The organism is Vibrio sp. EJY3 (assembly GCF_000241385.1).
GTDB classification, from domain to species: Bacteria; Pseudomonadota; Gammaproteobacteria; order Enterobacterales; family Vibrionaceae; genus Vibrio; species Vibrio natriegens.
This window is the reverse complement of record NC_016613.1, coordinates 1,692,385-1,711,193: the sequence shown is the minus strand read 5'-3', so window position 1 is coordinate 1,711,193 and position 18,809 is coordinate 1,692,385. Positions and strand designations below refer to the sequence as shown.

Annotated in this window: 16 protein-coding genes; 6 read left to right on the top strand and 10 right to left on the bottom strand. The window is 44.6% G+C overall.

What is annotated here, in order from left to right; translation table 11 throughout:
* Positions 1-13: 13 nt before the first annotated feature.
* Together VEJY3_RS07825 and VEJY3_RS07820 are read right to left on the bottom strand one after the other, a co-directional pair.
* Positions 14-1,111 (bottom strand): amino acid ABC transporter permease, encoded by a 1,098-nt coding sequence (locus VEJY3_RS07825; RefSeq protein WP_014231908.1) that lies wholly within the window; start codon positions 1,109-1,111, stop codon positions 14-16.
* A gap of 1 nt (position 1,112) precedes the next feature.
* Positions 1,113-2,318 carry an amino acid ABC transporter permease gene (locus tag VEJY3_RS07820; protein ID WP_014231907.1) on the bottom strand — a complete coding sequence of 402 codons (1,206 nt, stop codon included), beginning with the start codon at positions 2,316-2,318 and terminating at the stop codon, positions 1,113-1,115.
* 53 nt (positions 2,319-2,371) lie between these two features.
* On the opposite strand from VEJY3_RS07820, the gene VEJY3_RS26070 reads away from it, so the two are divergent.
* The gene (locus VEJY3_RS26070) at positions 2,372-2,500 is read left to right on the top strand and encodes a hypothetical protein (RefSeq protein ID WP_257739719.1); all 129 of its coding nucleotides are present in this window, start codon (positions 2,372-2,374) and stop codon (positions 2,498-2,500) included.
* Between the two features lie 44 nt (positions 2,501-2,544).
* Here the strand turns inward: VEJY3_RS26070 and VEJY3_RS07815 are convergent, their stop codons facing one another.
* A complete protein-coding gene (locus VEJY3_RS07815) occupies positions 2,545-3,573 on the bottom strand; it encodes an amino acid ABC transporter substrate-binding protein (RefSeq protein WP_014231906.1) in 1,029 nt (342 codons plus the stop codon).
* A gap of 461 nt (positions 3,574-4,034) precedes the next feature.
* Between VEJY3_RS07815 and VEJY3_RS07805 the strand changes: the two genes are divergently transcribed.
* Positions 4,035-4,955, top strand: coding sequence for a bifunctional precorrin-2 dehydrogenase/sirohydrochlorin ferrochelatase (locus tag VEJY3_RS07805; protein WP_014231904.1), 921 nt, complete (start codon positions 4,035-4,037; stop codon positions 4,953-4,955).
* Between the two features lie 69 nt (positions 4,956-5,024).
* On the opposite strand, the gene VEJY3_RS07800 is transcribed toward VEJY3_RS07805, so the two are convergent.
* Both VEJY3_RS07800 and VEJY3_RS07795 read right to left on the bottom strand, forming a co-directional pair.
* Positions 5,025-5,507, bottom strand: a complete 483-nt coding sequence (locus VEJY3_RS07800) for a YajQ family cyclic di-GMP-binding protein (protein WP_014231903.1) — start codon at positions 5,505-5,507, stop codon at positions 5,025-5,027.
* A 28-nt stretch (positions 5,508-5,535) separates the two neighbouring features.
* Positions 5,536-6,588, bottom strand: a complete 1,053-nt coding sequence (locus VEJY3_RS07795; RefSeq protein ID WP_014231902.1) for a 3-deoxy-7-phosphoheptulonate synthase — start codon at positions 6,586-6,588, stop codon at positions 5,536-5,538.
* A gap of 422 nt (positions 6,589-7,010) precedes the next feature.
* Here VEJY3_RS07795 and VEJY3_RS07790 point away from each other — a divergent pair, with 422 nt between their 5' ends.
* Positions 7,011-7,508, top strand: a complete 498-nt coding sequence (locus VEJY3_RS07790; protein WP_014231901.1) for a PaaI family thioesterase — start codon at positions 7,011-7,013, stop codon at positions 7,506-7,508.
* Positions 7,509-7,524: 16 nt separating this feature from the next.
* Here the strand turns inward: VEJY3_RS07790 and VEJY3_RS07785 are convergent, their stop codons facing one another.
* The gene (locus VEJY3_RS07785; RefSeq protein WP_014231900.1) at positions 7,525-8,877 is read right to left on the bottom strand and encodes a hypothetical protein; all 1,353 of its coding nucleotides are present in this window, start codon (positions 8,875-8,877) and stop codon (positions 7,525-7,527) included.
* A 184-nt stretch (positions 8,878-9,061) separates the two neighbouring features.
* On the opposite strand from VEJY3_RS07785, the gene VEJY3_RS07780 reads away from it, so the two are divergent.
* Positions 9,062-9,895, top strand: coding sequence for a S1 RNA-binding domain-containing protein (locus tag VEJY3_RS07780; RefSeq protein WP_014231899.1), 834 nt, complete (start codon positions 9,062-9,064; stop codon positions 9,893-9,895).
* Positions 9,896-10,213: 318 nt separating this feature from the next.
* Here VEJY3_RS07780 and rsmF read toward each other — a convergent pair whose 3' ends face one another.
* From rsmF to VEJY3_RS07760, 4 genes are all read right to left on the bottom strand, one after another.
* Positions 10,214-11,650 (bottom strand): 16S rRNA (cytosine(1407)-C(5))-methyltransferase RsmF, encoded by a 1,437-nt coding sequence (rsmF, locus tag VEJY3_RS07775; RefSeq protein ID WP_014231898.1) that lies wholly within the window; start codon positions 11,648-11,650, stop codon positions 10,214-10,216.
* Between the two features lie 142 nt (positions 11,651-11,792).
* A complete protein-coding gene (locus tag VEJY3_RS07770) occupies positions 11,793-14,441 on the bottom strand; it encodes an MlaD family protein (RefSeq protein WP_014231897.1) in 2,649 nt (882 codons plus the stop codon).
* Complete coding sequence (locus VEJY3_RS07765; RefSeq protein ID WP_014231896.1) at positions 14,434-15,681, bottom strand: paraquat-inducible protein A; 1,248 nt, start codon at positions 15,679-15,681, stop codon at positions 14,434-14,436. Before VEJY3_RS07765 ends, VEJY3_RS07770 begins: the two co-directional genes overlap by 8 nt.
* Before the next feature lie 27 nt (positions 15,682-15,708).
* The gene (locus tag VEJY3_RS07760) at positions 15,709-17,505 is read right to left on the bottom strand and encodes an ABC transporter ATP-binding protein (protein WP_014231895.1); all 1,797 of its coding nucleotides are present in this window, start codon (positions 17,503-17,505) and stop codon (positions 15,709-15,711) included.
* A 92-nt stretch (positions 17,506-17,597) separates the two neighbouring features.
* On the opposite strand from VEJY3_RS07760, the gene VEJY3_RS07755 reads away from it, so the two are divergent.
* Both VEJY3_RS07755 and proQ read left to right on the top strand, forming a co-directional pair.
* Positions 17,598-18,071 (top strand): GAF domain-containing protein, encoded by a 474-nt coding sequence (locus VEJY3_RS07755; protein WP_014231894.1) that lies wholly within the window; start codon positions 17,598-17,600, stop codon positions 18,069-18,071.
* A gap of 98 nt (positions 18,072-18,169) precedes the next feature.
* On the top strand, positions 18,170-18,796 hold the full coding sequence (gene proQ, locus VEJY3_RS07750) for an RNA chaperone ProQ (RefSeq protein WP_014231893.1): 627 nt from the start codon (positions 18,170-18,172) through the stop codon (positions 18,794-18,796).
* Positions 18,797-18,809 lie beyond the last annotated feature (13 nt).

Sequence of the window (18,809 nt, the reverse complement as noted above, 5' to 3'; positions counted from 1 at the left end):
TGATCTTAATGAGTTATCGTTTGTGACCGGTATGAAGTTTGTTTTCGAGCCATATCGAATAGCGAGACATGCCGAAACAAAATACCCAAAACACTAACGCGACAAATACATAACTTTCCGTCGCAAAGCCGAGCCACTCAGGGTCGGTGTTTGCTGCTTGCCCAATGCCCAGTACGTCAAACATACCGATGATCAGTACCAGACTGGTATCTTTAAACAGACCGATGAAGGTATTCACGATAGAAGGAATCGTGATCTTCAGAGCCTGAGGTAAAATAATTAACCCTGTTTTCTTCCAGTAGCTTAAACCAAGCGCATCTGCTGCTTCGTATTGCCCTTTTGGAATCGCTTGTAAACCACCTCGAATCACCTCTGCCATATAGGCTGCGGCAAACATCACCACACCGATCAGTGCACGGATGAGTTTATCTGTCTCTGAACCTTCCGACATAAACAGTGGCAACATTACCGACGCCATGAATAAGACGGTGATTAGCGGCACACCACGCCATACTTCGATGTAGACAGTACACATGCTGCGAATAATTGGCATTTCAGAGCGACGGCCCAGAGCTAAGACAATACCAATCGGTAACGAGACAACGATACCCACAAGCGCGATGATTAAGGTAACAAGTAATCCACCCCATTTATGAGTGTCGACCACCTCCAGTCCAAACACACCGCCGTACAGTAGACCGGCAACTAGGAATGGATAAACATTGACTAAAAATAGCCAAATCCACATGCGTTTTGGAGTTTTCTCATAAGCAACAAGCGCAGTCAGGATCGCTAGCGAGATATAAAACAGGCGAGGGCGCCACAGTTCAGCCTCTGGGTAGAAGCCGTACATGAACTGATCCCAGCGTACGCTGATGAACACCCAGCACGCGCCTTCTCGGCTACATGCATCACGTGTCGTTCCTACCCAATCCGCGTTGATGAACGCCCAATCGACGATGTTCCACAAAGCAGTAAATGCTAAGTAGGCGAGAATAATGGTAACAATAGAGTTTACTGGTCCATTAAACAGGTTTTTACGCATCCAACCTACCGCACCTACAGTGTTTGATGGCGGTGGGAGATCAGGCTGAAATTGATGTGTACTCATATTATCTCTCCACCAGTGCTACTTTACGGTTGTACAGGTTCATTAACGCGGAAGTAATCAAACTTAACGCTAAGTAAACGCCCATTGTCATCGCGATGATCTCAATGGCTTGGCCTGTCTGGTTTAGGGTCGTGCCCGCAAACACAGACACAAGATCCGGATAGCCGATAGCCATTGCCAATGACGAGTTTTTGGTTAAGTTCAAATATTGACTGGTTAATGGAGGAATAATGATTCGCAGAGCTTGAGGAATGACCACAAGTTTTAGCGTTTTGGTACGCGGTAGACCAAGAGACATCGCCGCTTCAGTTTGACCATGGCTCACAGCGTTAATACCAGAACGCACGATTTCTGCGATAAATGTTGCGGTATAAACACTCAGCGCGACCAACAGAGCCGCAAGCTCAGGAATAATGCTGATGCCGCCTTGGAAGTTAAAGCCTTTTAGGGCTGGGTATTCCAGAGAGATAGGCATACCAACAAGGAAATAAACGACCAAAGGTAAGCCAACGACTAATCCTAAAGCAATTCGTCCCATCGGAGTTTGCTGGCCAGTCAGGCGCTGTTTGTTCTTCGCCCAAATAGAGATGGAGATAGTCGCAACCAGCCCGATAATAAACGCGGCGATAACAACACTACTGCCGTTTTCCAATATTGGAGCAGGGAGGTAGAGCCCTCGAACGTTTAAGAAGATAGCTTCGCCAAGGCTGATACTTTGTCTTGCTGAAGGCAATGCCTGCAAAACGGCGAAATACCAAAAGAAGATTTGTAGAAGAAGAGGGATATTTCGAAATGTCTCAATATATACCGCTGCTAAGCGGCTAACTAACCAGTTAGAAGAAAGACGAGCAATACCCATGGTAAAACCAATCACAGTTGCCAGGATAATACCCAACACTGAAACCAGCGCGGTGTTTAGTAAACCAATGACAAAAGTTCTGCCATAAGAATAGGTTTCGTTATATTCAATCAGCGTAAGGCCAATACCGAAGCCTGCTTCCTGATTAAGAAAATCAAAACCCGTAGCAATGCCTCGAGCATCTAAGTTATTTAGCGCGTTGTTTATGATGGTATAAAAGAAAAATACCAATGCAGCTACAGCAATGATCTGAAAAAGAGCGGAACGAAAAGCGGGATTATAAAATAGGCTTTTATTTCCACTTGGTTTGGACATCGTACTTAGCGATGCATCTTTAGTCGGTTCCATACAGCGTTAACCTCAAACCTTAGTTATAGATATCACTCTGCAGGAGTAAGGGCTTGTTACTGGCCGTTAAATCTGGTGCACCGGCAATGACAGACCATAAGCGTTGGTTGAACGCTATCAATCCTATTTATTACTGGGCTCAGCTATCACCAGAGGTGAGTTTCCTTACTCATCCAGATTAATAGACAACGAAAAAGGGCGGATTAACCGCCCTAAATAATCGTTTCTATCGGATAGGTGATGCGTACATGAAGCCACCGTCGTTCCATAGTGCGTTCACACCACGAGAAATATCAAGAGGTGAACCTTTACCAACAGTGCGCTCGAAGCTCTCACCATAGTTACCTACTTGCTTAACGATTTGGTAGCCCCAGTCGTCACGGATACCCAGACCTTTACCCTGAGGACCGTCTACACCAAGGATACGCTTGACGTTTGGATCTTCAGATTTCAACATCTCATCCGCATTCTTAGAAGTGATGCCGTACTCTTCCGCGTTAATCATCGCAGATAGGGTCCACTTGGCAATATTAAACCACTGGTCATCACCCTGACGTACAACAGGACCTAGAGGCTCTTTTGAAATGATTTCAGGAAGAACTGCTGCTGATGAAGGGTCTTGAAGGTTTAAACGCAGCGCGTATAGACCAGATTGGTCCGTTGTTAACACGTCACATCGACCAGAATCGAAACCTTTCGACGTTTGAGCTGCTGTATCAAATACCACAGGCTTGTAGCTCATGCCGTTATTACGGAAGTAATCCGCAAGGTTTAGCTCGGTCGTCGTACCTGATTGAACACAAACAGATGCGCCATCAAGCTCCTTAGCACTTGATAGGCCAAGATCTTTCTTCACCATGAAACCTTGGCCATCGTAGTAGTTTACGCCAACGAAGTTCAGGCCAAGAGCTGTATCACGGTGTAGTGTCCAGGTGGTGTTACGCGAAAGAACATCGATTTCACCAGATTGGAGTGCAGTGAAACGCTCTTTTGCAGTTAGAGGAACGTACTTCACTTTCGTTTTGTCCCCAAGAACGGCAGCAGCCAGTGCTTGGCAATATTCTACGTCGATACCTTCCCATTCACCTTTTGAGTTAGGGTTTGAGAAGCCCGGAAGACCAGTACTTACACCACAAGTAAGAAAACCTTGTTTTGTTACTTTGTCCAAAGTAGAGTCTGCAGCTTGTGCTGATGTTGCCATCATTGCAGTAGAAGCCGCTACGACGGAAGCAAGAATTGTTAGTTTATTTGCCATTTGTGTCCTTCCTGTATGATCCATGTTAAATCAATGTGACTTAAAATTAGCGTGTCCAATTTTGTGTTGTGTTATGTCCTACGTGATTGATTTTCGAAGAAACGGTATTCGAGCAACCAATCAAATATAAGCGTAGAAAAGGATCTGTGAATTCTCAAATATATAATTTAAATGGAATTTTAAGAGAACCTACAAAATTCCTCAGGTTTTAGAATGACGAAATGTTAATTGTTTGTAAATAGTGCAACTGGTATTCAAGATGGTGCATCAGAACATTCAACGAACAAGCGGGCGCAAATAGAGAATAAAACGTCGTTATTAAAACTGTCATTAGCTGACCTCAGTGATGTTCAGTTAAAATTCGAACAAAAATTATTTGTGTCAACGAAACAAGGTGATGACCATGCCCCATTTTTGGTAGCATGGTTTTTAATAGTTAATTAGTGTAATCAAAGGTTGAGATGCGATATTTTCCTCTGTTCTTAGACTTAATCAATAAACCAGTTCTCGTTGTTGGCGGCGGTGAAGTCGCGAGCCGAAAAGTTGAGGCCTTAATAAAGGCAGGGGCGGATGTCACAGTGGTTTCGCCTACCTTAGTTGACTATCTCGCTAAGTTGGCGAAGGAGAATCAACTACATTGGATTCAGCGTTTCTATTCAAGTGACCTTGTCACAAAAGGCTTTATTCAGGTTTGGGCGACAACGGACAATCCAGATTTGAATCATCAGGTTTACAAAGATGCTAAAGCACTGGGCATTTTAGTGAATGTGGTCGATGACAAACCTTACTGCGACTTCATTACCCCTTCGATGATCAATCGTGGACGTATTCAGATAGCCATTTCGAGTGGTGGGGCGTCACCCGTTTTGATTCGTAATATTCGTGAAAAGTTAGAAATGATTCTTCCACAGAACATGGGTCTGATGGCTGACTTTGCAAACTCAAAACGTAACTCGATTAAAGAAGCGTTACCAAGTGTCGATTTGCGTCGTAAATTTTGGGAGCAATTCTTTTCGAATCCTGACGTTGAAAATGCGCGTGACAATAGAGATTTAGAAACCATCTACAAAGCGACCATGGCATCGCCTCTTGATGAAAAGGGCAACTGCACTTGGATTCATGTGGGTAAAGACGTTGAAATGTTGCCAATTAAAGCGGTTCGTTACATGCAGCAAGCTGAACTGGCGTTGTACTCGACGAAGTGTAAATCAGACGCGATGGAGCTGGTGAGAAGAGACGCCGAGAGAGAAGCGTTTTCAAACGCCGCACAGTTATCAGATATGCTTGCGAAGGCAAAACAAGACAACTTACGCGTCTGTGTATTTATTCCTGAAGGAACCAGTGAATTCATGTTGCTACAGGGACAAGATCTCGTGATCTAGAACTCGACCTAGAATATACAAAAACGCCGACGATGATTCGTCGGCGTTTTTCGTTTATTGCGCTAATGATTAATCGCGGAAGTTATTGAACTGGAAAGGTAGTCCTAGTTCTGCTTCACGAATAGCTGCCATGGTCGCTTGTAGGTCATCACGCTTTTTACCCGTGACGCGCACTTTATCGCCTTGGATTGAAGCTTGTACTTTCAGCTTCGCATCTTTAATTAGCTTAACCACCTTTTTAGCCGTCGGCGTATCAATACCCTGGCGGAATACGATGTTCTGATGCCAGTTTTTGCCAGTCACTTCTGGTGTTTGAGAGTCCATAGCATTTGCATCGACATTACGTTTTGCTAGGTGACCACGTAAAATGTCGCGCATTTGTTTCAGCTGAAATTCGCCTTCAGCAGACATTTTTACATTTTCTTCTACTAGCTCAAAGCTCGCATTAACATTGCGGAAATCGAAACGAGTAGATAGTTCACGGTTAGCGTTATCAACGGCGTTACGTAGTTCAACCGTATCGATTTCTGAAATAATATCAAACGATGGCATGAAGATTCCTTGATTATCTTGTTATTAATTACTTAGTGGATTTTACAGCGTCAGCCAGCATATCTAACATTGTCACTGTATCTTCCCAACTCAGACAAGGGTCGGTAATTGATTGACCGTATGTCAGGTTATTGATGTCTGTCATTGGCTGATTACCTTCAATGATGAAGCTCTCTGCCATAATACCTGCAACGCGTGTGCTGCCAGACTTAATCTGTTGGCAGATATCTTTCGCGACATCAAGCTGCTTTCTGTGTTGTTTTTGGCAGTTAGCATGGCTGAAATCGACGATTAGGCGTTGCGGTAAGTCAAACTCGGCCAGCGCGTCACAAGTTTGTTTAACTGAAGCTTCGTCAAAGTTTGGACCTTTTTCGCCGCCACGTAAAATAATATGACCGAATGGGTTGCCACTTGTGCGATAAACCGTCATACGACCATGCTTATCTGGAGAGTAGAAGTAGTGTGACGCTTTAGATGCACGAATTGCATCAATCGCGATTTTCACATTACCGTTGGTACCATTTTTAAAGCCGACCGGGCACGAGAGTGCAGATGCCATTTCTCGGTGAATTTGAGACTCAGTGGTACGTGCGCCGATAGCGCCCCAAGTGATCAGATCCGCAATGTATTGACCGGTAATCATATCAAGAAACTCAGTAGCGGTGGCAAGACCAAGCTTGTTGATATCCAGTAGCAGTTTACGCGCTTTATGAAGGCCTGCTTCTAACGCATAAGAACCGTCAAGGTTTGGATCGGTAATTAAGCCTTTCCAACCCACAACTGTACGCGGTTTTTCAAAGTAAGTACGCATGACAATAAATAGCTCGTCTTTGTACTTATCCTGGATTGCGCTCAGACGCGTAGCGTAGTCGATCGCGGCTTCTGTGTCATGGACAGAGCAAGGGCCAACGATCGCAAGAAGACGCTTATCTTCACCCGTTAAGATTTTTTCAATCTGACGTCGAGATTGAGCAATACGGTCTGCAACGTCATCCGTAATAGGATATTCACTACCTAGCTCCGCTGGGGTAGGCATTGGACCCAAAGGCTGGGTTCTCAATTCATCTGTTTTTATAGGCATCTTATAGCTTTATTCTCTGTTGCGAAGGGGTAAAGATAACGGAATTACTGGCAGGAATAAACTGTTTCACGGGATTCTTCGTCTCTAAATCCCAAATAGCGTGAAACGCTTATAAGGTTGTTACTCTTTTATAACAACCTGAAAGCATAATATCACGAGATAGTTACGTAACGATTCACCACCAGTCACGGCGGTGTTGAACACAGTGGCAAAAACAGCAAGCGCTCTCAATACTTTAATTATCGATAAAGTCAGGTGAAATTAGCCTGTGTAGAAACGATAGTCTGTCTGGGTGACGCTGTCACCTTTTGATGTGTTTATGACGAATAATTTAGTAGGTAGATCAAGTTTAGTTAACAACTTTTTGACATTAAAACGAGCGTTTGATTAACTGGCTGAGTTAGGTTGGTAAGGAGACCAAAATGTTATCTGCAGTACGTCGCGCAAACCTTTACTTGAAAGTATTCGGTTTCACTAAAGTTCCATTAATCTGGCTTTGTCGTCCAAAAATCATAGATATCGACGATAAGCATGTAGAAGTAAAAATTCCTCTGCGCAAAAGAACCAAAAACCACCTTAACAGCATGTATTTCGGTGCGTTAGCGGTTGGCGCTGATGTGGCGGGGGCTTTTTTGGCGATGAGTAAAGCTCAGGAGAAAGGTGAGCCGATTTCTTTGGCTTTTAAAGGCGTGAAGGCGGAGTTTTTAAAACGACCAGAAGCTGATGTTCATTTTATCTGTGATGATGGTCCTTTAATCGACGAGATGCTGGACTACACGCTGGAGACTGGTGAGCGTATCAATCGTGATGTAAAAATTACGGCACTTTGTCCGTCTCTTCATGGCGATGAGCCAATGGCAGAGTTTTACCTGACGCTTTCCATTAAAAAAGCAGCACAACAAAAAAAGAAGGCTGCTTAATCGTTAACTATTTTCGTTAGCTCAATTCGATTTTCTCAATCGATACTATCTTCGACCGGTTCAATACCACTTTCCAACGGTAGTACACGGGTTCATCAGTGTGGTTGTCTTCTTTGACGATCACATTGATGAGGTGACGTTTCTCAACCGATTCTTTGGTGACTTGCCCTTCATTTAGGTGGTACACGCGGTTTGACCCTTTGTCCATTAATCGAATAATGGGTCTTAAGCTAATGTTTAGGGTTTGTCGCGTTTGCTCATAGCCACTTAAAAACATCGATGTCGCCATTTCCGTCTTTTCTTGGTAGTGAAGAATCTGCTCTTCTCGCTGAACGACGCGTTTTTTACGTATCTGTTGAATCTTGTCCGGTAGGCTAGAAAGCGTTCTATAGTCAAGCCACTCTAACTTTTTACCAACGATTTTCTTAGTGGTCGGGTCAATGTACTTCTTACGCCATTTGGGCTTACCTTTACGTATCCAGCGCCACATGGCATCGCGAAGATCATCTTTAAAAATTTCGCGTAGGGCATAGATGAAGGACATGGCGATAATGAAGGATGCCGAAATTTCGCCCAGATAATCACGCGCGAGGATCACAGTTGATGTTACGACAACCATCACCAAACCGGTTGCGATACCTTTTATCGCACGTTTAACGTTTTTCCCCATTGAAACCGTTTGTTCACGCAGGACAACTGGGTGCTCGATAAGACGTCTCAACAGGCGCATTTTATTGGAGAGTCGCGTCACTTCATCGGTGACTTTGGGTGAGTTATATTTATTTAACTTACGATGCGCTTGCTCTTTTTCACACAGGGTAATCAAACGCTTCTTGATCGTGCTGTAATCGCCTTCTCGCGGCAAATGAGCGACGAGTGACAAGAATTTTTGCTCTGTGTACCACGACAAATAGTTGTCGATGTTAACGTAATAACGTTTGAGGTTCTCCTCAAAAGGAATACCACGACGAAGGCGTTTTAAAATCGCGATAGCCAATTCGATAACTTCATCAACTTCATCTTCCGTGACGGAGTTACTTTCTAGCTTATTCAAACTGGCAACGGCTTTGTCTAAGGCGATGACGTATTGATAAGCGAACAAACTCAAACTGACACGGTACTGTTGATTCGAGAGGCGTCCTCGCTTAGCCAGTCGGCTGTGAACCAAAGGAAGTAGAATCTCCTTACTGTAGTAGGAGCGCTGTTGTGTGATAGAGGTGTAATAGAATTCTGATTCACTGATGATGTCGGCACTTAAGCCAAGCTCACCAGGGACAAAGAAGTAAATATCAAGGTCGACACTTTTACTTTTTGCTAGCTCATGGCTGATTTTTAATGTGATTGAATCTTGTTTATCAACGGTGACCAAAAAAAGCTCCTGACTTTGCTAAAGCATTCTTACCCCGAAAATTGTGCGGTTCATATAAGTACCAGATTGCTAAGAGAATGATTGGGGTAGACAATAACAGCATAACAGAGCGATATGCTTTTCTCTCTGATTTTCTTGTTAATTTAGGTATAATTCCAAGTAAATTTAAAAAGAGACAAAATCAATGATTAAAATTGGTCAAATTAACAGCCTAGAAGTCATTAAAAAGGCGGATTTTGGCGTATTTCTGGATGGTGATGATTACGGTTCTGTTTTGCTGCCAAACAAGCATGTCCCAGAGGGCACAGAAATTGGTGATAAAATCGACGTATTTTTATACTTTGATTCAGAAAGCCAACTGGCTGCGACCATTGAAACACCAGTCGCTCAAGTGGGCGAATGGGGCCTGATGAAGATCGAAGGTGTCAACAAGACAGGTGCGTTTGTTAATTGGGGTATCAAAGATAAAGATTTGCTCATTCCATTTAGCGAGCAGCGCACGCGTTTTTCTGCTGGTCAAACGATCTTAGTTTACGTGTACACCGATAAAGCGTCGGGTCGAATTGTTGGTACGACGAAGTTCAACAAATGGTTGGATAAAACACCAGCTAACTACGAAATAAACGAGCAAGTCGATCTGATCATTGCTGAGCGCAGTCAGCTTGGTTACAAAGCGATCGTAAACGGTAAACACTGGGGTATGATTTTCCCTTCAGATGTTTTCGGCAAACTGTATATTGGCAAAAAGCTGAAAGGTTTTATTAAGCAAATCCGTGAAGACGGCAAAATTGATCTGGCGTTACAAAAAGTGGGTGTCGCTAAGATGGATGACCTTTCTTGCAAGATCATTGAGCAGTTAGAGAAAAAGGGCGGTTTTCTTCCTCTTAACGATAAATCTTCTCCAGAAGCGATTTTTGAAGCATTTCGCACCAGTAAAGGCACGTACAAAAAAACCATTGGTGGTCTGTACAAGCAAGGTAAAATCGTTATCGAAAAAGACGGTATTCGCCTGGCATAGCGAGACGGCAGGGTACTTAAATATAACGTTTAGAAATGAGAGAAAAAAAGCGGCCCAAACGCTTCCATTTTTTGGGCCTAGGGGAAATGGCTCCGAGGAGCCTACGCTAAAACCTTTTTAATCGCTTATTTTTGAGTGTTTGTTTGTGCAGCTATATAAGATGCAGTAATAATGCTCTGAGTTAATATATTTAGTTTAGTACAGGCCACTCGGAACGCTAGAGCGTGGCAGTGCATTAATACTCTTAATAAAAAAAGCCATCGTGTTTACGATGGCTTTTCTTTTATTTTTCGTTTAGTTGTGACGAGATAAAAAATATTAAAATAAGTTTTTATCTCGTACTAATTCTCTGGGTAGGCCGTTTTTAATACGATTGCTGACCCATTTACCTAAGCCAATGATGGCCCCCTGATATTTGACAAACACTTCGCCTTTGCCAGTCTTTGCACCCTCAGGAATAGTTTGTGGGCGAACGTCACGTCCCATATACCACTCGCGAGCTTCATCTATTGTCAGCTCGATAGCATTGGTTTCTTTACCTGTGGCCAGAGCGGTCGCAACCTGATGCTGCCAACGGTAACCGTTTTTGTGTGCTTCAGCGATTTTTATCCCCATCCGCGAGAAACGCAGCTCACCAATCATTGGCTCAAGTGCATTAGGGAATAACCAAACGTCCTTATCGCGTAGCCAAACCGCACCGTCATCTGGAAGCTCAACGTCCAATGCTTTGTGAAGCTGATTAGCAATCTCAGCAGACTCTTTTTTCGATGCTTTGGTAAATGGGAATTTACCCATGCGCTTTTTCACCTTTGGCGCTTCCACCGAAGCGTGCTTACGAATGCGGGCGACGAAGAAACCTTCACAGTCGTAAACCTGAGGGAAGATATGTAAAAAGCCATCTTCGGTAAGAGCGGCCTTCGCATCTTCAAATAAATTTTCCAGGCTCTCAAACTCAACAGCGTCACCAAAAGTGTTTTTTAAATGATGACAGACTTGCTGGTTTTCTTCTGTGCTTAAAGTGCAGGTGGAATAAACCAGGACACCACCGGGTTTCAATGCGTGAAAGGCACTTTCAATTAAATCTTTCTGCGTATCCGCAATGTCTAAAACTGATTGTTGTGACCAGTTTTTCATTGCGTCTTCGTCTTTACGAAGAGTACCTTCGCCAGAGCACGGTGCATCCAGTAAAACCGCATCGAATTGTTCAGGTAGCCAGCCTCCGAATACTCGGCCATCAAAGTTACTGAGCGCAGCGTTACGGACACCGCAACGTTCAATGTTGGCATGCAGAACTTTTACACGGCTTGCAGCGTACTCATTCGCAACGAGGACGCCTTCATTGTTCATTAGCGCTGCGATCTGTGTCGTTTTTGATCCCGGAGCCGCTGCGGTATCAAGAATAGCATGATAAGCCTCATTGTTCATGAATAGGGCAGACACTGGCATCATCGAGCTTGCTTCCTGAATGTAGAATAATCCAGACATGTGCTCTGCAGTATTTCCTAACGGTACTTGTGACTCATCTGCATCAATCCAAAAACCACTCTCGCACCAAGGTACAGGTGAAAGTTTCCAGCCTTTTTCTTCTGCTCGTTGGATAAACGCTTCGACACTTATCTTTAGTGTGTTGACGCGAATACTTTTACGTAATGGCTTTTGACAGGAAGAAACAAAGTCTTCCATGTTAAGGCCAGCAGGCAGGATGGTTTGGATTTTTTCCAGAAACGCGTCTGGGATGTATACATTAGGATGCAATGTGGAATCTCGTTTGCAGAATTTGCCGCAAATAATATACGAAAGTCGCGCAGAAACGAATAGCCACCGAACGTGGGGGATTAAAAAAGAGCAGCCAGTGCTGCTCTTTTGTTGCCTTACAACTATGGCACAGGAATGTTAGCTATGGCTTAGGAATTGCTGTTCGCCATTGCAGCCAACTCTCTTCTGCCTGAGGGTAGAGGAAGAAGGTTTGGCCATTTTTAGCAGCAGGCAGAATTTGCGATTGTTCCGGTGTCGAAAAGGCGATTCCGCCACGGACAATACTATCAATGGTTCCCGCTTTGATATTGGCACCAGTAAGACCTATCGAGACATCGACGCCTGATACGTTCCAGAACACACTGTTCTGGCGCACAAGGTAGGCATACTCCGGTTTTAGTTTGATTGTTGTGACAATACGATCGGCGAATTCGCCCAAGCGAACATCGGTCACCTGACCAACTTCCATTTGACGATACAAAATTGGCGTTCCAGCTTGTACTGAACCGCGTTGTTCACTTTGAAGTGTGAACATCACACCATGGACTTGATCAAATTGTTTCTCTAATTTGAAACTAAAAGCACCGTTACCTTTACCTGGTTTCACACTGATCGATTTCGAAACCAACGCGCCAAGGTTTTTCACCCCGCCAAGGCCAATTTCTGGCTCAGTAAGCCAAAAGCGAGAACCTTCGACGGCAATGTCAGATACGTACTCAGGTAAAATACGCGCCGTTACTTCGACCAAATTGCGTCTGAAGTCTGGCACAACAAGGGTCACTTCACCCACAGTCACACCTTGGTAAGTGATAGGCATGCCTTTCACCACTTCTTGAGTGCCATCGGTTGTCAGAGATATAACACGACCGAATTTGCGTGCGGTTTTTTGATCCTCATAGAGCTTCCAGCGGTCACCGATTTTGTTTTCAACGCCGGGAACAGAATCAAAGGCGATGCCACCTTGGATGAGCGATTTTAAAGGATGAGCTTTAACACTCAGGCCTGCTAGGGATGCATCAATCTCAATACCTGAACGGTTCCAGAAAACCGTTTGAGAGGTCAAAAGGTGAGCAAAGCGATTTTCAATGCTCACCTGTATAACCACGCCGCCATCAACCAAATGAAAATCCGAGACGCTACCCACCGGTAGATTGCGGTAGAGTAGAGGACTGCCTTTTGAAACCGAAGGTAATTCAGGCGCAAATAGGGTAAGAACTTGAGAACCGCGGCGGTTGTTTTGCGCCAGTTCTGCTAACGATTCACTTTGGAACAGTTGATATTCGTTCTGAATACTCGCTGCGCCTGCGCTGACAAAACTGATAGAGCCTGTCAGTAGTTGTTTGGCAGGTGGTACGGTAACGCTTAGCCCAGACTCGGTCAGCTCAGCCGAAGCACTGCCTGTGACGTAGAATCGGTTGTTCGATTTGAGCAAGTGCTTGTATTCATGGTCAATGAGTACATCCATATAGACTTCATGTTGCGCTTGCTGGCCTTCCTCGACTAACCCAACTTTAATGATTGAGCCAACTACAATGCCTTTGTAGAGCACATTTGCGCCACTGTCTAAGCCAAATGAATTATCAGAAGTTAGCCTAATCGCTATCGATTTTTCTTGTTGCTGATTGAATACATTTTTACGGATAGCGGTGAACTGACGAGAGCGTTCGCCTTCACCGGGAACAATCGTTAGGTAGTTACCGCGCACCAGGTTGGCGATATTTTCGACGCCGGAAAGGGAAACCTTAGCCTCTTCCAGAACAAATCGAGTTCCGGTTGTCAGCATGTCACTGAATGCAGGCTGTACAGCTGCCGAGGCGATGATGACTTCACGGCCTTCAGAAAGGTTTAAGTCGGTCACCTGACCAATTTCGAGTCCGCGATACATGATAGGAGCACCTTCAGCACTCACTTTGTTGTCATCAGGTAGTACAATTTTAACGGCAATTCCTCGTCCCGCAGTTTTCAAATCTTTGTATAAACGGAACTGAGTATTTTCACCGACAGGTTCACCGTCATCAGGCGAATCCACGGCGATAGCGCCACCAATAAGGGCACTCATACTCTCTAAGCGAACGTCGACACCACCAAAGCCAATGTTTGCTCCAATGCCGCTTACGTTCCAGAAACGACTGCGATCGTTAATGATGTGACGGTATTGTTCCTGAATGTTTGCCTGAATGGTGATGGATTTAGCATCATCATCCAACTGATAGCTGTATACCGCGCCAATAGGGATCTTCTTATAAACGATTTGAGACCCAATCGAGACGCCACCCAAATCCCGGCTCGTCAGTTTAATGTTCAAACCTTGAGTCACACGTAGGTCCGTGGGAACAGTGTCGAGGGCATGAAAAACGGTTTCTAACTCGTCACTGTCGCCTGGTTGAATAGAAATGTAGTTACCGGAAACGAGCGCGTCCAAGCCGGAGATACCACTGAGGCTGGCGGTTGGTTTCACAAGCCAAAAACGGGTGTTCTCATTCAGCAGTTTGATGGCTTCCGGGTAGATGTCGGCGTCAACGTAGATGCTGCCCAAATCTTCGGTCAGATTAATATCGCGAACCATACCGATTTCCATACCTTGATAACGGATGGTGGTTCTTCCTGCCACTAAGCCTGCTGCATCGGAAAAGTAGATCTGAATGCGCTGACCAGCATCGTGAATCGATTTCACCACCAGCCAGCCGGCTAAAACCATTGTCAAAATCGGCAGCAGCCACAGGGGAGATATGCCTTTACTCCTCTTAATGTCTGGCACGTATGACGTTTGAGAACTGTTCTGATCACTCATTCATTGACTCTTTTTCTGATTGTTTTTGGGGCTGGTCCCAGATTAACCTTGGGTCGATACTGTCTGCTGCTAGCATAGTAAACACCACGACTAAACCGAAGGCTACTGCGCCAAGCCCCGGTGTGAAGTCGAGTATCTGACCACGATCGATCAAGGTCATCATGATAGAAATAACAAACAAATCCATGACAGACCACTTACCGATCCATTTTACTGCGAAGTAAATCATCATTCTTTGCCGCCTGAATACGTTACGTCTGAATTTGATGCACAGCATGATGTAGGCAAGGCTGAGAATTTTGACCACGGGCACAACAATACTGGCGACAAAAATAATTGCCGCAATGCCGTACATACCGCTGTTTATCAAAGACGCAACGCCGGAAAAAATTGTGTCTTCAAGGCGCTGGCCATTGGTTATCAAAATTGAAATAGGGATCAGGTTAGCCGGGAAAATCGCCACGGTTGCGGCAATCAGGTAAGCCCATGTTTTTTGAATTGAATGCGGCTTACGATGGTAAAGCTCGTGCTGGCAGCGGTGACATGAGTCATTTTCAGGTTGCGACAAGTGACATTCATGACAATGCACATCTTTGTGTTCAAACTGGTAAGTGGCCTCTGGTTGCCACACTTCCCAGTAGCGACGCACGCTGATTCGGGAAACCAGAAGTACAGTAAATATCTGCAATAAACCGAGGCCAATTAAACCTGGTCCAACAAAAATGTCCGAATAATCCTGTAGTTTGAAGCAGGCTACGGCGATACTGACCAAAAATACATCCAGCATTACCCAATGTTTAAGGTGCTGGATCAGCCAAAGAGAAACACGCAGCCCATTAAACCAACGCTTATGGATTGAAATATGGGCCGTGACGACAGAAACACAAACGGTAAGTGGCGCGATAGAGCTACAGAAAAGGATCAGTAGCGAAAGAAGCACGAAGCCTTCTTCCATCAAGGTAATCATTCCCGACGGTAAGGTTGCCGGAATCATAACGCCAAACAGCCTGATACTGATGAAATTAAAAAAGTGGGACGGAATAAATAAAAGAATGCACGTCACAGCGATGGCTAAATTGCCCGACAAACTGTGCTGTCCACCACGATACAATTGTGTACCGCAACGAGGGCAGTAGGCATGTCTACCTTGAGGCAACTCGACAATATCGACAGGAAGTTCGCAACCCTGACACAAGCGGACTCGGTTAGGTTTCATGGCGTGCTTAGACAGAGAGGCCATCACAACGACCTCTCTGAACAGAATGTTTTAAGCGTGGGACTGAATGCCACCATATAAGGTTTGATATAAGCCTTCCTGCTCAACTAACTCTCCATGGGTGCCGGTTTGTGTTACTTTTCCGTCTTCAAGCACATAGATCAAATCGGCTTGTTTCACAGCAGACAGACGATGCGCAACAATTAAGGTTGTCCGGCCCCGCAAGAATTCTGTCAACGCCTTGTGCAGAGCAGCTTCTGTCGCTGTATCTAACGCAGACGTTGCTTCATCCAAAATAACAAATTGAGGGTTACTCAATACCATTCTGGCTATCGCGAGGCGCTGACGTTGTCCGCCTGATAATCGAATACCATTGCGGCCAATTTGTGTATCTAACCCGTGGTTTAACTGAGAAATGACATCTTGTAGCTGAGCGACATCTAACGCACGCCATAATGACATTTCATCGAAGTTACCACCGAGAGTCAGATTATGCCTTAAGGTATCGTTAAATAATATAGGTTGCTGTAATACCACGGCAATTTTATCACGAATCACGTCAAAGCCTATATCCTGCGTGAGCTCATCATTGTAACGAACGTGTCCGGAATTTTGCTGATATACGCCAATCAGTAGCTGAATCAATGTCGACTTACCACCGCCACTTGCGCCGACCAAAGCCACTTTCTTACCTGCAGGAATATGCAAAGAGAGGTTGTCCAGCACATTGTGCTCACTGTTGTAAGAGAAATTGACGTTCTCTACTTTCACATCCACTTCGCGATCATCGGTGAAAGGGTTCACTTTTGACGGCGGTCGATGTTCTTCTTCCAGCAGAAGCAGATCGTTAATGCGTTTTAATGCTGCTTTGGCACTGTACCAGGAGAACTGGATACCAAGCAGCTCCTGAACAGGGGACAACATAAACCACAAATAGCCAAACACCGCAAAAATTTGGCCAATGGTCAGGTCACTAAACAGCACCATCAACATGGCCACTGCGCGGAATAACTCAAAACCAATTAAGAACAGTAAGAAAGATACACGACCTGCCGCTTCAGATTGCCAGGCGTATTTGTCTGCATCGACACGAACTTGATCGGCACTGTCTTTCAACTGCTGAAGAAATTCTCTCTCTTTATTGGCGGCACGAAGCTGATAAATACCATCTAACGTTTCGACCAGGCGCGTTTGAAACAGCTCAAACGAATGGTTTTCTTTGCGCTTCAGGTGCTTGACCATGCTACCGAGTTTACGAGAGAAATAGATAACGACAGGGTTAACCAGCAAGATAAATAAACCTAATCGCCAGTCTAGCCAAAGAAGAACGATTGCAGTTCCTATAACGGTCAGTAAACTAACGACAAACTTCGCCAGAGTAGAGCCGATGAACTGGTCAATGGTTTCAATATCAGTGATCAAGTGAGCGTTGATACCGCCACTGCCTTTCGTCTCGTACTGGCGAATACTGATTCGGCCTAGTTTGTCGATCATCTTGCTGCGCATTTCGAAGGTAATCGTCTTCGATACCAGCGTGAATTGACGGCTTTGAACGATGTTGAGCGCTTGACTGGCTGCGCGCATAAGCACGACCAAAAACAGCGTAAAGAAAATATAGCCAGTAGGCGTGTGCCACGCTGCTGGAAGAACAGCATTCATTGCAGCTATGCCATTGGCGGGTTGATCCAATAAGACTTCATCCACCATCAGTGGCATAAGAAGAGGGATTGGAACACTAATCAAAGTTGCCAAAACAGCAATCAAGTTCGCTAGAATTAGCTTGGACTTGTGCTTTTTTACTTGTGTTATCAACCAAGAACGGCTAATAGTGTCATCTTTCTTAATCATTGTAATTGAGAATAAGTCCTATTATAAGGTAGGTCAGCATTTTAGCGTTAACCCATAAGAATGGAAGCGTTATAAATTAGTAGGAAGTTAATATGAACATAGAACAGTATCAAAGACTAACCAAGCAAGCCGCAGCACTCATTGAGTCAGAGCCAGATTTTATTGCCAACTTGGCAAACCTGAGCTCACTTCTATTTATGGAACTAGAAGATCTCAACTGGGCAGGCTTTTACCTTACTAAAGGGGACGAACTGGTTCTAGGTCCGTTCCAAGGTAAGCCAGCTTGTGTTCGCATCCCGATGGGGCGTGGAGTCTGTGGTACCGCAGCAAAAACTAACACCATACAAAGAGTATACGACGTACATGCGTTTGAAGGCCATATTGCTTGTGATGCGGCAAGTAATTCTGAAATTGTGATTCCGTTTACGATTAACGGAAAAGTAGCCGGAGTGTTAGATATCGATAGCCCAAGTATTGGCCGATTCAATGAAACGGATGAAGCAGGGCTTACTCATTTTATGTCTGAAGTAGAAAAGCTGCTTAATTCACACGCGAACAACGCATAAATTCGTCCACGAGTGTGGTTTTTCGTTGGCATCTCACTATAATACGAGAATATTTTTTCTTAATGCTCTGCGGAAAGCCGCTCAAACCAGGAACCCTCATGACTGAAAAGTTAAAAAACAGCAAAGAAGTTATCGCATATATTGCTGAATGTTTCCCTAAGTGCTTTACTTTAGAAGGTGAAGCAAAACCTCTGAAAATTGGTATTTTTCAAGATCTTGCGGAACGTCTAAATGAAGACGAAAAAGTAAGCAAAACTCAGCTTCGTGCAGCGTTAAGACAGTACACTTCATCATGGCGTTACCTACATGGTGTAAAACCAGGTGCGGTACGTGTAGATTTAGACGGCAACCCATGTGGTGAGCTAGAAGAAGAACACGTAGAACACGCTAAAGCAACACTTGCAGAAAGCAAAGCGAAAGTTCAAGCTCGTCGTAAAGAACAAGCACAGAAAGCTCGTGAAGAGGGTAAGGCGAAAGCAAAACCAGCGGCTAAAAAGCCTCAACAGCCTCGTCGTACTAATAAACCTAAAGCACAGAAACCAACTCAGCCTGTAGAAACACGCGCGCTAAACGCTGACGAAATCACCGTAGGCAACGCAGTAAATGTGAACATGGGCAAAGGTAACATGGCAGCGACCATTGTTGAAATCAATAAGGATGATGTACGTGTTCAACTTGCTAACGGCCTACAAATGGTTGTAAAAGCGGAGCACTTGCGCGCATAAGGGAGATACTCCT